The sequence below is a fragment of the Brachybacterium sp. GCM10030268 genome (assembly GCF_042666305.1).
In the GTDB taxonomy this organism is placed as follows: domain Bacteria; phylum Actinomycetota; class Actinomycetes; order Actinomycetales; family Dermabacteraceae; genus Brachybacterium.
Genome location: NZ_JBHTCW010000002.1, coordinates 470,586 through 485,936, shown reverse-complemented (window position 1 = coordinate 485,936; position 15,351 = coordinate 470,586). Strand labels below are relative to the sequence as shown.

The 15,351-nt window shown below is 69.2% G+C and carries 9 protein-coding genes; 6 read left to right on the top strand and 3 right to left on the bottom strand.

Annotation, left to right across the window (positions count from 1 at the left end):
• Positions 1-85 precede the first annotated feature (85 nt).
• The 3 genes from ACFQRD_RS05155 (at position 86) to ACFQRD_RS05145 (ending at position 4,549) form a co-directional block, all read left to right on the top strand.
• On the top strand, positions 86-652 hold the full coding sequence (locus tag ACFQRD_RS05155) for a hypothetical protein (protein WP_377016700.1): 567 nt from the start codon (positions 86-88) through the stop codon (positions 650-652).
• A 43-nt stretch (positions 653-695) separates the two neighbouring features.
• Positions 696-1,175, top strand: coding sequence for an NUDIX domain-containing protein (locus tag ACFQRD_RS05150; protein WP_377016702.1), 480 nt, complete (start codon positions 696-698; stop codon positions 1,173-1,175).
• A gap of 173 nt (positions 1,176-1,348) precedes the next feature.
• Positions 1,349-4,549, top strand: coding sequence for a DEAD/DEAH box helicase (locus ACFQRD_RS05145; protein ID WP_377016704.1), 3,201 nt, complete (start codon positions 1,349-1,351; stop codon positions 4,547-4,549).
• A gap of 118 nt (positions 4,550-4,667) precedes the next feature.
• On the opposite strand, the gene ACFQRD_RS05140 is transcribed toward ACFQRD_RS05145, so the two are convergent.
• Positions 4,668-6,203: a UDP-N-acetylglucosamine 1-carboxyvinyltransferase gene (locus ACFQRD_RS05140; RefSeq protein WP_377016706.1), complete on the bottom strand. Its 1,536-nt coding sequence runs from the start codon at positions 6,201-6,203 to the stop codon at positions 4,668-4,670.
• A gap of 151 nt (positions 6,204-6,354) precedes the next feature.
• On the opposite strand from ACFQRD_RS05140, the gene ACFQRD_RS05135 reads away from it, so the two are divergent.
• Positions 6,355-6,645, top strand: a complete 291-nt coding sequence (locus ACFQRD_RS05135) for a YrhK family protein (RefSeq protein ID WP_377016708.1) — start codon at positions 6,355-6,357, stop codon at positions 6,643-6,645.
• A gap of 27 nt (positions 6,646-6,672) precedes the next feature.
• On the opposite strand, the gene ACFQRD_RS05130 is transcribed toward ACFQRD_RS05135, so the two are convergent.
• Positions 6,673-7,203, bottom strand: coding sequence for an HNH endonuclease (locus ACFQRD_RS05130; RefSeq protein ID WP_377016710.1), 531 nt, complete (start codon positions 7,201-7,203; stop codon positions 6,673-6,675).
• Between the two features lie 383 nt (positions 7,204-7,586).
• Between ACFQRD_RS05130 and ACFQRD_RS05125 the strand changes: the two genes are divergently transcribed.
• Together ACFQRD_RS05125 and nagE are read left to right on the top strand one after the other, a co-directional pair.
• A complete protein-coding gene (locus ACFQRD_RS05125) occupies positions 7,587-9,290 on the top strand; it encodes a cation:proton antiporter (RefSeq protein WP_377016712.1) in 1,704 nt (567 codons plus the stop codon).
• Between the two features lie 183 nt (positions 9,291-9,473).
• Positions 9,474-11,441, top strand: coding sequence for an N-acetylglucosamine-specific PTS transporter subunit IIBC (nagE, locus tag ACFQRD_RS05120; RefSeq protein WP_377016714.1), 1,968 nt, complete (start codon positions 9,474-9,476; stop codon positions 11,439-11,441).
• A gap of 127 nt (positions 11,442-11,568) precedes the next feature.
• On the opposite strand, the gene ACFQRD_RS05115 is transcribed toward nagE, so the two are convergent.
• Positions 11,569-15,216, bottom strand: a complete 3,648-nt coding sequence (locus ACFQRD_RS05115; protein ID WP_377016716.1) for a phosphodiester glycosidase family protein — start codon at positions 15,214-15,216, stop codon at positions 11,569-11,571.
• Positions 15,217-15,351: the final 135 nt, after the last annotated feature.

Sequence of the window (15,351 nt, the reverse complement as noted above, 5' to 3'; positions counted from 1 at the left end):
GTCGAACATCGAGGTCCGGGCGATGTGCTCGGGGTCACGTGTCCGGACCTTATAGTGCAGCTTCTGGCGGGCATAAGGTGACTCTATGAGCCGAATCAATTCCGCCCTGGAAGCCGATCAGATTCTCGATGCCATTCTTCGTGACTCGCCCGACGAGCAGGGCTCGCTCGCTGACCTGACGCCTGAGGTTCTGGCCGGGACGCGCGAGGCATATGACGCGCTGTACCGGCGCGAACAGCCGGTGCCTCTGCCCGTGCTGCATGCCCTCGCGGCCGTGGTCGCCGATTGGCAGGGGAGCGGTCCTCTGGCGGACTGGCACCGCGCCAAGGGAGCGGATCCACGGATCACCGCGGCCGACCCGATCCGCAGCGAGGTCCATGGCCTCAGCGCCGCCACCGTCCAGGCGCTGCGCGACCACGTCGACGGGTTGTCCCTCTCGCCGGCCCTCACGACGGCTCGTGACCATGAACGTCTCGCCGCGGCAGGCGTCGGCGCGCCGGTGGTGGTGCTGGTCAGTCGACTGGTGGCCTTCGAGACCCATCTCCAGCGCCTCGTGACCGACGTCGCCGCCCGACGCGGGAAGCCCGTCCCGGCCGCCGATGCGCCGACTCGCCCGTCGCTCACGCGGACCCCGATAGACGCTGCGGCGTGAATACCCGGGCCTCTTGTCGATAACGGTCAGGCACACTGGTCGCGTGCCCTCATCACGAACGCAGAGAAGCGCCGGGCTCCTGGTCCACCGCACCGGGAGCAACGGGCTCGAAGTGCTCATCGTCCATCCCGGCGGACCGCTGTGGGCCGCGAAGGATGCCGGCGCCTGGTCCCTGCCCAAAGGGCTGTACGACCCCGACGAGGAGCCCGTGGCTGCGGCGCGGCGCGAGTTCGCCGAGGAGATGGGCAGCTCGCCGCCCGACGGTCCGGTGCTCGACCTTGGCGAGGTGCGGCTGAAGAGCGGCAAGATCGTGACCGGCTACGCGGTCGAGGGCGATGTCGACGTCACGACGGTCCGGAGCAACACGTTCGAGATGGCCTGGCCACCGAGATCCGGGCGCGTCCAGAGCTTCCCGGAGGTCGACCGGGCGATGTGGTGCTCACCGGATGTTGCGCGCGAGAAGCTGAACCCGGCTCAGGTGGCCTTCGTGGAGAGACTGGAGGCGGCGCTCAGCGAACAGTGAGCTGGCTCGCGGGGCCGACGCGGAATGCTCCTCGTACGGGTGGGCATCGCGGAAAGGCCCGTTGCCGGGACCCCAGCGCCCGAGGGCAGGACGAAGCCGCAACTGTTCCTCCCCAACCACTACGCGTCCACAGGCCCCTACGAGCGGGATCGGCGGCTTGCCACACTCGCCGCATGCTCGACGAACACCCGGACCGGCCCGATGCCGACGACGACCTCGCTGCCGCTCGTGAGGGCGGCTCATCCGGGCCCGCCGGTCGCGACCACGGCCTGTGGTCCGGGATCCGCCCTGCGCAGATGGGTCTGCAGCCCTGGCAGTGGGAACGCGCCGGGCAGGAGCTGGAGCACGGGGTGATCCCGGCGTGCGCGACGCCTTCCAAGCACCTGCGCGCTGAGCTGGTCTTTCCCGACGGCACCACGGCACACGTGCAGAATCCGCTGTACGTGGCAGGTTCACCCTCGCAGTGCTCATGCGGCCACGGCCGATGCCAGCACGTGGCCACGGCCCTGCGTGCCCTGGCTGAAGGCCGTACGCGCACGCTCTGGCGTGAGCCCGTGAGCGCCGCGCTGGAGGGTCGCGACCGACGCGCTTCGTCGACCGGGGGCCGCCCGGCGAACTCGCCGGTGGTGACCGGGCTGGTGATCGGAACCATCGACCGTCCCGGTACCTACGCGGACCGCGGCGTGGCGGTGCGGCCGTCCCGTCGGACCCAGAAGGGCACGTGGCACCAGAATCTCGGCTGGGACGAGATCCGCAAGAACCTCGACTCGCTGCCGCCCGAGCAGCAGTCCGTACTGCGCACCCTGATGCGGTTCCGCACGCTCGAAACCCGGGAGGTGCCGCTGGATCACATGGGCCCGGAGATCTGGTCCCTGTTGGAGAGCGCGGTCGACGTCGGACTCGAGGTCGAGGCCGAGGGCGATCTGCACCTGGATCGGGAGCCGGTAATATTCGAGACCAGAGTGGCTGCGGCCGGCGACGGGCTGACGGTGCGAGCCCAGCCGGTGTGGCCCCGGAACCGCGGCATCCGGCGATGGCGACTGCTGGGACGGCCGGTGCATGCCGTGCTGGCCACCGCGACGGCGAACACCGTGGTGGCCCCGGTCGTGGCTGATCCCTCTCTCATCGCGCTCGCCCAGCAGGGCGATCTCTGGGTTCCCCGAGGAGATATCGACGACTTCACCGAAAGGGCATTGCCGACCTTGCGAGACGTGGCACCGGTGCACGTCCAGCGCAGCCCGGACCACTCGACCGGGGAACTCAGCGGTCCTCCTCCGGAGCTTCCCGACCCGATCCGGCTGGTCGCGACGCTCACGTCCCGCGCGACGCAGGGACTCCGTCTCACCTGGGGGTGGACATACGGGGGAGGCGACGGCGACGGAATGCGCCATGTCTTCGAGCTCGCGCCCTCTATCGACGGCGGGCGACGTCCCGGCGACGAACTCGAGACCTTGGCACGACTGAAGCGCGATATCGACGGCCTCGAGCGATGGCTCGACCGTGCCCCGCGCGACCTCGACCTCGTCGAGGCGTGCCGCTTCTCGCTCACCGTCCAGCGTGCTCTGTCCGAGCACGACCTCGCGATCGTGCTGACCACGGAGGACGCGCCCCAATTCGTCGAGGAGGAGCAGCCGACGATCGACTGGGACATCATCCAGACCGACCGGCGGGATTGGCTCGACCTGTCCGGTGCTATCAGGGTCGGCGACGAGCGGGTAGCGGTCAGTACCCTGATCCATGCCCTGCTGAGCGGCGAACCGCTGCTGGTCACACCCGCAGGCCACTACCTCGACCTGTTCACACCGCAGATGGCGGCGCTGCGCCGGCTGCTCGAGAGAGCGGCCGCGCTTCCGGACGAGGGCCGGCTGCGCATCAATCGTCACGACCTCGACCTCCTGGAAGAGCTGCACGATCTTTCGAGGTTGCAGCGCGAGGCGGAGCGGTGGCGCGAGGGGCTCGGCGCCGTCATCCCGGCCGACCTCTCCGAGGAACCGCTCGACGAGGGCGTCCACGCCACCCTGCGCCCCTATCAACTGGAGGGCTACCAGTGGCTGTCTGCCAGATGGGACGTCGGGCTCGGCGGGATCCTGGCGGACGATATGGGGCTGGGCAAGACCCTCCAGCTGCTGGCGGCGATCCGTCGACACCGGCGCCGCGACGAGCGACCCGTGCTGGTGGCGGCACCGCGCTCCGTGCTGTCCACGTGGGCGCAGCAGAGCGAGTTGTTCACTCCCGACCTGCGGGTACGGGTGATCACCCAGCGCCTGCCCGGGGCGGTGGCCGACGAGGAACCGGCCGACGTCTACGTCGTCTCCCACCACCTGCTGCGCCTGGATGAGGACGTCTACAGCGGTGTCGACTGGGCAGCTGTGGTGCTCGACGAGGCCCAGGCGGCGAAGAATCCGCTCTCGCGCTTGCACCGCTCCGTGAGGCACCTGAGGCGCGAGGTCACCTTCGCGATCACCGGCACTCCGGTCGAGAACTCGCTGCAGGACGTGTGGGCGCTGCTGGCCCTGACGGCCCCGGGATTGCTGCCCTCGCTGGCGGAGTTCAACGCCACCTGGCGCAAGCCGATCGAGAAGGCCGGCGACGCCCAGCTCCTGGAGGAGCTGCGCACGCGCATCGCTCCATCGATGCTGCGACGCACCAAGGAGCTGGTCGCGACGGATCTTCCCGAGAAGTCCGAGGACGTGCTGACACAGCCTCTGCATCCGCAGGCCGCCGACCATTATTCCCGCGTCCTGAACCGGGAGCGCCTGCGGATCATGGGCCTGCTCGCCGATCCTGACCGGAATCGCGTCGAGATCCTCGCCTGCCTGACCCGACTGCGGCTGCTCGCCACGGATCCCGGCACCGTCGAGGAGCCCTCCGCCAAGACCGCCGAACTCGTCGAACGGCTGCGCGAGACCTCGGCCACAGGGCACCGCGCTCTGGTGTTCAGCCAGTTCACCGGCCACCTCAAGATCGTCCAGGCGATCCTCGAGGGTGCCGGGATCACCACCAGTTACCTCGATGGCACCACAAGGGACCGAGAACGCGTGCTCGAGGAGTTCCGCCACGGGGACCAGGACGCCTTCCTCATCAGCCTCAAGGCCGGCGGGTCCGGCATCACCCTGACCGAGGCCGACTACGTCTTCCTGCTGGACCCGTGGTGGAACCCCGCGGTGGAGGAACAGGCCGTGGACCGCACCCACCGGATCGGCCAGACCTCACCGGTCAGCGTCTACCGGTTCGTCGCCTCCGGCACGATCGAGGAGAAGGTCCTGACCCTGCAGGACGAGAAGCGGCGGTTGGCCCGGTCGGTGCTGCAGGCAGACGGCACGGCCCCGGCGCTGCTCGATCCCGCACGGATCCGCGAACTTCTGGAGCCGTGAGCCGGCCGCGCAGCTGCGTGTCACGACGGGGACGACGCGAGCAGTGAACGGGGACGACGCGAGCAGTGAACGGGGACGACCGTCGCGAGCAGTGAACGCGGAGGGCTGTCGCCCGGGCTCAGATGTCGCGGAAGGTCTCGATCCGAGCGCCCAAAGCGTTCAGCCGCTCGGCAAGGTCCTCGTAACCGCGATTGATGACGTAGACGCTGCGCAGCACCGAGGTGCCCTTCGCGGCGAGCATCGCGAGCAGGATCACCACGGCGGGCCGGAGGGCCGGCGGGCACACGATCTCCGTGCCGCTCCAATGCGTCGGGCCCTCGATCAGCACCCGGTGCGGATCCATGAGCTTGATGTTGGCCCCGAGCTTGGTCAGCTCGGTGAGGTAGATCGCCCGGTTCTCGTAGACCCAGTCGTGCAGCAGCGTCTGCCCCTCCGCCGTTGCGGCGATCACGGCGAAGAAGGGAAGGTTGTCGATGTTCAAGCCGGGGAACGGCATCGGGTGGATCTTGTCGATGGGCGCTTTGAGATCCGAGGGCTGGGTGGTGATGTCCACCAGTCGCGTCTGCCCGTTGCGGGCCACGTACTCTGCGGAGCGGTCGTAGCGGAAGCCCATCTCCTCGAGGATCGCCAGCTCGATCTCCATGAACTCGATCGGAACGCGCTGCACCGTGATGCTCGAGCGGGTCACGATCGCGGCGGTGATCAGGCTCATGGCCTCGATCGGGTCCTCGCTGGGGGCGTACTCGACATCGGTGCGGATGTCGGAGGCACCGTGGATCGTCAGCGTGGTGGTGCCGATGCCCTCGATCCGCACGCCGAGCTTCTCGAGGAAGAAGCACAGGTCCTGGACCATGTAGTTGGGGCTGGCGTTGCGGATGACCGTCTCGCCCTCGTACGTGGCTGCTGCCAGCAGCGCGTTCTCGGTCACCGTGTCACCGCGTTCGGTGAGCACGATGGGACGGCGCGGACCGACACCCGGCGTCGCCGTGGCCTGGTAATGACCCTCGGTGGCCACGACGTCCAGGCCGAAGGGCCGCAGGGCGGTCATGTGCGGTTCGACGGTGCGGGTACCGAGGTCGCAGCCGCCGGCGTAGGGAAGCTGGAACTTCTCGGCGCGGTGCATGAGCGGGCCCAGGAACATGATGATGCTGCGCGTGCGGCGGGCAGCGTCGGCATCGATGGACGCGAGATCGAGCTGCTCGGGAACCTGCAGCTCGAGATCGTTCTCGGCATTGAGCCAGCGCGCCTTCACGCCGATGGAGGTGAGCACCTCGAGCAGGCGATTGACCTCCTCGATCCGGGCCACTCGGCGCAGGACGGTCGTGCCGGTGTTCAGCAGCGAGGCGCACAGCAGGGCCACGCCGGCGTTCTTGCTGGTCTTGACCTCGATCGAGCCGCTGAGGGTCGTCTGCCCCTGCACGCGCAGGTGGCTGGGGCCGGCGGTGCCGAGCCCGACCAGCTCCGAGTCCAGGGCGGAACCGATCCTCGAGACGGTCTCCAAAGTCAAGTTCTGCTGGCCTTTCTCGATGCGGTTCACGGCGCTCTGGCTGGTCTTCAGCTGAGCGGCGAGTTCGGCCTGCGTGAGGCCGGAGTGCTGACGGGCGTCGCGGATAAGAGTGCCGATGCGGGCGAGATACGTCTCGTTGACGGTCATGGTCCACACCGTATCTCTTCTATGAGATAAACGGGTGGAGGTGTGACGGTTTGCGCATCGCGGTACGGTCCCGCGGCAGGCGAGGGCGAGCGAGCGGCCGGTGAGAGGATGTCACCCGGGCACGCGTGGAGCCGGTTTCGAGGGAGCGGACATGGGGCATCAGCAGGACCAGGGCGACGCGGCGCTGGAGCTGCGCATCGGTCGCCACGAGCTCGAGCTGAGCAACAGGTACGAGGCCGCGAGCATCGCCAACGATGTGCTGATCGGGCTCTGGTTCATCATCGGCTCGATCTGCTTCTTCTCCGAGCAGCTGATGTCTCTGGGGACCTGGCTGTTCCTCATCGGGAGCATCCAGATGACCATTCGACCCGCCATTCGACTGGCTCGCCGCGTCCACCTGCGCCGCATCGGCGCAGGCTCCGCCCATTCCATGGATTTCTGAGCTGACTGAGCCCAGGAGGCGGCGATCCTATGAGGCGACGGCCAGGACGGGCAGCGCTTCGACATGCCCGCCGACGCGGTACGCCCGCGCCGGGTCGTACGGTTCGAAGCGCAGGTCCATGCCTGCTTCCTGCGGCGTGCGATCGGCTTTGCGGTTGTTGCACTCCTTGCACGCCGAGACCAGGTTGAGCCAAGAGGACGGGCCGCCGCGCGAGATCGGCATGATGTGGTCCACGGTGGCCAGCAGCGCCTCCGTGGCGGGAGTCTTCGACACGCTGCGACCGCAATAGGCGCACGTCCAGTGGTCGCGCTCGTGGATGGCGCGGAACGAGAAGCCGATCGAACGCCGTCCGCCGCCCTCGACCCATGCGCCGCTGAGCTCGCGGGTCAGTTCGAGCGCCGTGGGCACGATCCGGTCCATCACCATCGTCAGCTCGACGGGGTTGGCCACCTCGCGGCGGATCATGCCGAAGGCGTGGCGGACGGTGGTGGTGTGCAGCAGCTCGCCGATCCCCGTCTCGGGGTCGTAGCCGAGGTTGTAGACCCGGACCTGCGACATCGCCGCCACCTCCTTCCGACGGACGCGAGTGTCGATCCACTCGGCCCTATGGTGGAACCCTCGGAGCGGACCGAGCATCTGCAGTGTGGCGTGCCTGTGCACCTAGTTTCCACTGATTTGCCGCCGGAATGTGGGACGTCGAGGTGTCCTGTGCTTGGACATTGCGAGAACTTGCGGTGACCTGGGCAGGGGGCGAGGACGTGCCTGGCCGTCTCCGGGTGGCGGAGTGCGGCAGCCGAGCGTGCAGCGACCGACGGGCACGGAGAAGGTGACCAGCGGGCACGCCTAGGATCGGGTGACGAGAACGTCGGATTCGGGGGACCGCGGCACTCACCGGCCCAGGCCCCGCACGTACATCCGCCCCCCGAGCGTGAGGAACCGTTGTGGAGCTCGAGCAGTTCGAGATGGTCGCGGTGGTGGCCGTGCTGATCATCGTCGCGGCGTCTTACTTCGCGAAGAAGCTGGGCCTGGCCACCCCGATCCTGCTCGTCCTCGTCGGCCTCGGACTCAGCCTCGTGCCGGGCATGCCACCGATCGCGCCTGAGCCGGGCCTGATCCTCGCCGTCGTGCTGCCGCCGCTGCTGTACTCGGCGGCAGTGAACATGCCGGTGATGGATTTCCGACGGGACCTGCGCACGATCGGCGCTCTATCGGTGGTCCTGGTGCTGGTCTCCGCCTTCGCGATCGGCGGTGTGCTGTGGTGGATCTTCCCCGACCTGAACTTCGCGGCGGCGGTAGCCGTGGGGGCCGTCGTCAGCCCGCCCGACGCTGTCGCCGCCACCTCGATCGGCAAGCGCCTCGGCCTGCCGCCGCGTCTGCTGACGATCCTCGAGGGTGAGGGTCTGGTCAACGACGCCACCGCGCTGGTTCTCCTGCGCACCGCGGTCGCCGCCACGGCCGGCGCGTTCTCCTTCCGGGAGGCCGCCGGGGACTTCGTCTACGCCGTGGTGGTCGCAGTCCTCGTCGGAGTGGCGGTCGGATTCCTGGCGGTACGCATCCGCTCCAAGATCGACCAGCCGGCGCTGACCACGGCGATCTCCTTCGTCGTCCCCTTCATCGCTTTCCTTCCCGCCGAGCTCGCCGATGCCTCCGGAGTGCTCGCTGTGGTCGCTGCCGGGCTGGTCACCGGAGCGATGGGCGTGCGGCGCCTCAGCGTGCAGGACCGCAACGCCGAACGCACGAACTGGCTGACCGTGCAGCTGCTGCTGGAGAACGGGGTGTTCCTGCTGATGGGCCTGCAGCTGGTCACCCTGGTCGACGACGTCGAGAATGTCGGCCTGTCCGTCTGGAACGCGGTGTGGATCGGGTTGGCGCTGACCGTTGTGCTCGGGATCGTCCGCGCCGGATTCGTGATCCCGCTGGTGCTGACCGCCCGTGCGCGTCGCTCCGACCACGAGGAGCGCGCCCGCCGCTTCGGCGAGATCCTCGAGCACGTCTCCGAGGACGAGCGCTTCCAGCAGCACCCCCGCGGGCCGCGCATCCGGCGCTGGCTGCAGCGTCACCATGCGGACGCCCGCTTCTATGCCGGCAACGGCCTCGGCTGGCGCGGCGGGGCCGTGCTGGCGTGGTCCGGCATGCGCGGCGTGGTCACCCTTGCCGCGGCCCAGTCGCTGCCCACCGACTTCCCCTATCGCACGCAGCTGATCCTGGTCGCCTTCGTCGTGGCGCTGGTGACCCTGGTGGGCCAGGGCAGCACGCTGCCGCTGCTGATCCGTGTGCTCGGGGTCCGCGGTACCGACGAGGAGCAGGCCCAGCGCGAGCTGTCCCTGCTGCTCACCGAGCTGGGAGAGGCGGCCGTCGGTCAGGTGCTCGAGAACCCGGATCTCCGGCGCAGGGACGGCACCCCCTTCGACCCCACGGTGATCGAGCGGGCCCAGACGATGTACGCGAAGCTGACGGATCGGGGCGGCAGCGAGAGCGAGGACGATCCGGTGCGCGCTCAGTACCCCGAACTGATGGAGCTGCTGTTCGACGCCCAGCAGGACACCCTGAATCACGCCCGCTCCACCGGGACCTATGACTCACACACGATCGCCCGTGCGCAGAAGCGCCTCGACGAGGGCAACGTGCGGCTCAAGTCGCTGTAGCGGGGACGGCGGCGCACCGGCGGGCATGACTCCTATGGCGTAGGTCATCTCGATCGGTCCAGAGGGGCGCCGGCGGGGCCCGGAACACAACAGGTGTGCACAATAGGTGCTTGATCCCTTGAGCGCACCGCGCGGCGACGCCGCCGGGTACTTTCGGTGCGCTCACAACCCTGAGAGGTTTCGATGAAGTTCTTCCAGCGACTCGGCAGATCCCTGATGCTGCCAGTGGCCGTTCTCCCCGTCGCCGCCATCCTCAATGGCCTCGGCTACTGGATCCTCACCGCCACCGGCGACGAGAACAATCTTGCCGGTGTCTTCCTCACCACCGCCGGCGGTGCGCTACTGGGGAATCTCGCGCTGCTGTTCGCCATCGGTGTCTCCATCGGCATGGCCACGAAGCCCGACGGCACCTCCGCATTGGCCGGTCTGGTCTCGTGGCTGACGGTGACCACGCTGCTGAGTCCGGAGAGCGTGGCGCTGTTCCGGAGCATCGAGGAAGGCGCCGTCGATCCGGCCTACGGCCAGGTCGAGAATGTCTTCGTCGGCATTCTGTGTGGGCTCATCGGCGCCTACACCTATGACAAGTTCAAGGACACGAAGCTGCCCGACGCACTGGCCTTCTTCTCCGGCCGCCGCTCCGTCGCGATCATCACCGCCGGGATCTCGCTGGTTCTGGCACTGGCGCTGTTCTTCCTGTGGCCTCTCGTCTATGGCGGCCTGGTCGACTTCGGTGAGTTCATTCTGACCCTCGGCCCGCTGGGTGTGGGCATCTACGGATTCCTGAACCGTCTTCTGATCCCGCTGGGCCTGCACCACGCGCTGAACTCCGTGTTCTGGTACGACGTGGCCGGGATCAACGACCTCAACAACTTCCTGGACGGCTCCGGCACCTACGGGGTCACCGGCCAGTACATGACCGGATTCTTCCCGGTGATGATGCTGGGGCTGCCCGGCGCGGCGCTGGCGATGTATGTGACCGCGAAGTCCTCGCGCCGCAAGATCGCCGCCGGCGTGCTGCTCTCCAGCGCGATCGCGTCCTTCTTCGTGGGTGTCACCGAACCTCTCGAGTTCTCCTTCATGTTCCTCGCCCCGGGTCTGTACGTCGTCCACGCCCTGTTCACCGGCATCTCCATGGCGGTCAGCGCCATGCTCCCGGTACGCATGGGCTTCGGCTTCTCCGGCGGCTTCATCGACCTGGTGCTCGGCTGGGTCAATCCCATGGCTCAGAACCCGTGGCTGATCCCCGTGATGGGCGTGTTCTGGTTCGTCGTCTACTTCGTGGTGTTCTACGCGATCATCAAGCGTTTCGATCTGAAGACGCCCGGCCGTGAGGACGAGGACCTCGTCGGCGCCCCGGCCGGCGGAGACGCCGCCACCGGCGACGAGAAGTATCTCGCCACGGCGACCTCGTTCCTCGGTGCCCTGGGCGGCAAGGACAACATCCTCGACCTCGAGCACTGCGCGACCCGTCTGCGGATGCAGGTCGCCGATCCCTCGGTGATCGACGACGCGGCGCTCAAGCGCGCCGGGGCCGCGGGCACGATGAAGCCCGGTGGTGGCTCGGTCCAGGTCATCTACGGACTGAACGTCCAGTTCGTCAAGGACGCGATGGACCGGATCATGAGCGGGCAGGCCGCCCCCGTCGCTGATCCCGCCGCGGTCGCCGAGCCGGAGCGCGGCGGGGACGAGGGCTCCGCCGCGGCCGATGCGCCGGCCGGCGGCCTCGCCACCATGACGCGGGCCGGTCACCTGGTGCGTCTGCGCCGCCCGCTCCAGGGCGCCGAGGTTGCACTGGCCGACGTGCCGGACCCGACGTTCGCGCAAGGGATCATGGGTCCCGGCATCGCCATCGAGCCGATCGACGGCGAGGTCGTCGCCCCCGCCGCCGGCACCGTCAAGCATGTGTTCGAGACCGGGCACGCCGTCGCGCTGCTGCTGGACGACGGCACCGAGCTGCTGATCCACGTGGGCCTGGACACCGTGCAGATGAAGGGCGAGGGCTTCACCCCGCTCGTCGAGGTCGACCAGCGCGTCAGCGCGGGGACGCCCCTGCTGCGGGTCGACCTGGGAGCGATCCGCAACGCCGGGCATCCGACCATCACTCCTGTCATCGTGCTCAACGACAAGGACGCCACGATCGAACTGGTCTGATGTGAGCTGTCCCTGAGGGGACTCTCCAGAGCCTGCGCCGATGTGCGCCGGCAGTGGAAGCGGACAAGGACGCGGCCGCCCGGATCTCTCCGGGCGGCCGCGTCCGCATCAGGGGAAGGGCCGCGGGTTACTCCTCATCCTGCGGGTCCGCGGGCGCGGGGCTCCGGCCGGAGCCCTTGCCGTTCCCCTTCCCGTTGCCGTTGCCATGACCATTGCCGTTGCCATTGCCGTGACCGTTGCCGCTGCCATGACCATTGCCGGGCTTGTCCGGGCCCGGTCCGGGCTCGCCACCGACCACGGTCACGGTGCTCTCGGCGCTCCGGCCGTTCACCGTGACCTGCACCGTCGCGGTACCTGGGCGCAGCCCGGTGATCTCGCCGGTCACCGGGTTCACCCGGACCACGGCGCCGGCGTCGGCCTGCTCCGGCGCGTCACCGGAGGCCACGGTCGCAATCTCTGCCCCGTCGGCCGGAGAGGTCGGTGAGCCACCGTCGACCTGCACGCCCTCACCGCCCCACTGCGCGGTGACCGGCCAGGCCACCGGCACGGTGCGGCCGTCCTGCGTGAACGACGCCGCGGCGGAGCCGACGCCACCGACGGGCAGCCCCGAGCTCGCCTCCAGGGAGATCTCATCGACCCACGGATGGGTCTCGGCGGCGAGCCAGTTCACCCGGTCGGCCGTGGTGGGGTCCTGTCCCACCACACCGGCGCCGGGACTGATCCCCAGCATCGTCCACCCGGTGAAACCGCCGGTCTCCGGGGTGCCGGCAGGCGACTTCCCGGAGTTGCCGTTGATCAGGGTGGTCACGCCCTCGACCGCCGAGCCGTGGAAGACGCCCACATGGGAGTTGATCAGCGCCGCCGACTTCCCGGAGGAACGGCGGAACTCCGCCAGCGCGTCCTCCACCGCCCGCGCCTCGCGCTGGTCGGCGAGCTGGCTGGCCTTGCTCGGCAGCGGATCCGTCGGCGGATGGTGGAAGAAGACCGTCACGCCCGTGAGCGTGTCCGAGGCGGCGACCTCGCTCAGAGTCTCCTCGAGCTGGGCGATCTGGTCGATCCCGCCGCCGGCGAGGGTGCCGGAGGCGGTGTTGAGCGTGACGACCTTGGTGCGCCCCAGGTTCCGCTCGGTGGTGATCGGCCCGAAGGCGTCCTCGAAGTTCGCGATGTCCCCGCCCATGATCTCGTGGTTGCCGGGCACGTAGACGTAGTGGATGTCCTCGCCCCACTCCTCATCGAGGATCTGCTGGGCCAGGGCGAAATCCTCCGGCGAGCCTTCGTCGACGAGGTCACCGTTGATCACCAGCAGGTCCGGCTGGGCAGCCTTGATCTCCTGCAGAGTGCGCCGGGCGCCCTCGACGGCACCGCTGTCCGGGTTCGCGGCGATGAACTGGGCATCGCTCATCACGGCGATCTGCTGGGGGCGATCGGCCACGCTCCCGTGGCTGAGCAGGGCGGCATCGTGGACGCGCGGCTCCTCGGGAGTGTCCGCGACGGGAGTGGTCACCGTCTGCAGGTTCGCCACCGCGATGTCCCCCTGATACTGCGCTTCGGGGCGCGTCTCCATCATCCGCAGGCGCTCGACGGTCAGTGGCTGGGCGAGGCCCTCGGGCACGGTGAACCGCACCTGCTGCCAGCCGTCGAAGGTGATGTTCTCCGCGTCGAGGTTGGTGACGGTGCCCTCCGCATCGCGCACCTGGAGCCGGGGCCACACCCCGCTGGAATCCCCTCGCACATCGAGGGTGAAGGCGAGCGCCGTGCCCTCGACCTGCTTCGGCTCGTTCGCCACCAGGTAGAAGCCACGAGTGGCGGTCGAGGCGGTGAAGTCGTAGGTCATGCCGATCGCGGAAGTGGCAGCGCCGTCCTCGCCGACCGGACCGTCGGCGGCGGCGATCTCACCGCTGGCGCGGGCGGTGGCGGTGCTGAACGCCGCCGGATCGGTGAGGTCGAAGACCGGCTGGGTCTCGGTGCCCTGGGTCAGGGCGACCGTGGTGGACAGGCCGCCTGCTGTGAACGTCACGGCGCCGGAGCCGGAGTCGCCGGTCGCGCGGACCGACCAGCTGCCCACACCGTCGGCGGCGACCTCGAAGTCTCCCTCGACGTCGATCTCGGCGTCCCCGGTCTCGATGCGGGCACGCTGGCCGTCGCTGTCCAGGCCGGACAGCGTCAGCTGCGCGGAATCCTCGGCGTCGGCGAGGTTCACGGCGCGCCGATCGGCCTGCAGGACGACGGGATCGCCGAGCACGCGCAGCTGCTGACGGGCCTCGTGACCCTCCGCGGCGTAGGTCACCGTCGCCTCACCCTGCTCGGTGCCGCGCACGACGGCGCCCTCGGCGTCGGAGGTCTCGACCCGGGCGGGACCGTCGGCGGTGAAGGAGCCGTCGGCCATCAGCGGTTCGAGGTTGGCGCCCAGGCCGGTGGCCTCGTAGGTGCGCCGCATGCCGGGGAAGACGGCGTCGGCCTCGTCGATCGCCGGGGTCGCCTGCACGTCGCTGAGCTCTTCGGCGGGGGCGTCGGAGTAGAACACGAGCGCGTTGGGGACCTGTCGCACCTCGCCGTCCGAGGGACTGTTCCAGATGGCGGAGCTCTCGCTGCCGGCCGTGCGTGCGGCCAGGGCCGAGGAGCCGCCGCCGTCGAGGTTCAGCGCGTTGTAGGCGCCCATGTCCTGAAGGATCTTGCCCGCCTCGGGCAGCGTCATGCCGCGCGAGGAGGACGAGCGGCCGTCGATGACCATGACGAACAGCTCGGAGCCGTCCTTGCTGACGCCCACGGCGGTGCGCGGGTGCTCCCCGGTCACCAGCGAGCCCGAGCCCATGTCCGGCACTGTGCCGTCCTCGAGGATCTGATGGGAACCGGCGATGCCGAGATCGACGTCCTCGCTGGGGCCGACCTCGATCTCGACGCTCTGACCCACCTCGAGAGCGGCGACCGCGTCGGCCCCCGCCTCACGGCCCAGCAGCACCTGCTCGCCATCGGCGATGTCGGGATCCCCGGCGGTCTCCTGGATTCCGCTGACCTCGGTGACCACACCGTCGACGACGCTCGCGCGTGCCACCTTCCCGGCCGGGGCATCGGGGGCGCCGACGGGCCGATCCAGCGTGTAGTCGCCCCAGGCGGCGGTGTACAGGCCGATGCCGTCCTCGGAGATCGAGGGGTTGTTGACTCCGGCGAGCTCCTGGCTGCTGCCGTCGTCCAGGGTCAGGGTGCCGGTGGCCGAGAGTGCCTGCACGGCGGCCTGGCCGTCGGCGACGGTGAAGGCCGGGCGGGGCGTGGGCGAGCCCATCCGGACCCCGTCACGGGAGACGGAGGTGTAGATCGGGGCGTCGGAGTGGTTGATGTCGAAGAAGGTGCCGTTGACGGCGGCGACCGCCTGGTCGCCCTGCGGACCAGAGGTCATCACGTCCTGCAGCGGGGCGCGACCGGAGACCGACCCTCCGTCGGCGACGTCCATCGAGAGGCTGGATTCGCGCAGGTCCGCCGTCAGCACGCTGCCCTCGTTCCACCCGCCCGACTCCAGGCGGGAGAAGTTGGTCAGCTCGAGCCCGGGGGCGACCCGGTAGTTGCGGGTCTCCGGCAGGACGCCGCCCTCGGCGAGCTGCTCGTCGGTGACCTCGGCGGATGCCGACGGGGCCTGCAGCGCCTGCAGGGCGAGCAGCGAGGGCGTCAGCAGCGCGAAAGCTGCGACCAGGGAGAGCAGCCTGGTCAGGGATGAGCCCGATGACGTGGCCGGGCCACCGGCGGGGAGGAGAGGGGCGGGAGAGGAGGAGGATGCAGACATGAGGAGGTTCCCAGGGGGATCGAGGACTGGAAGCGCTCCCAACCTAAGGACCGGACGCGACCTCTGTGAGGTCACTCGATGAACGCTGGATGAATCCCGATGTCCCGGCCATGGTGGCCGGATGGCCGTCAGGGC

Bases quoted from the DNA above. Each gene is read 5' to 3' on its own strand.
- ACFQRD_RS05155 (WP_377016700.1), top strand. From the start codon at position 86: ATGAGCCGAATCAATTCCGCCCTGGAAGCCGATCAGATTCTCGATGCC.
- ACFQRD_RS05145 (WP_377016704.1), top strand. From the start codon at position 1,349: ATGCTCGACGAACACCCGGACCGGCCCGATGCCGACGACGACCTCGCT.
- ACFQRD_RS05140 (WP_377016706.1), bottom strand. From the start codon at position 6,203: ATGACCGTCAACGAGACGTATCTCGCCCGCATCGGCACTCTTATCCGC.
- ACFQRD_RS05135 (WP_377016708.1), top strand. From the start codon at position 6,355: ATGGGGCATCAGCAGGACCAGGGCGACGCGGCGCTGGAGCTGCGCATC.
- ACFQRD_RS05130 (WP_377016710.1), bottom strand. From the start codon at position 7,203: ATGTCGCAGGTCCGGGTCTACAACCTCGGCTACGACCCCGAGACGGGG.
- nagE (WP_377016714.1), top strand. From the start codon at position 9,474: ATGAAGTTCTTCCAGCGACTCGGCAGATCCCTGATGCTGCCAGTGGCC.
- ACFQRD_RS05115 (WP_377016716.1), bottom strand. From the start codon at position 15,216: ATGTCTGCATCCTCCTCCTCTCCCGCCCCTCTCCTCCCCGCCGGTGGC.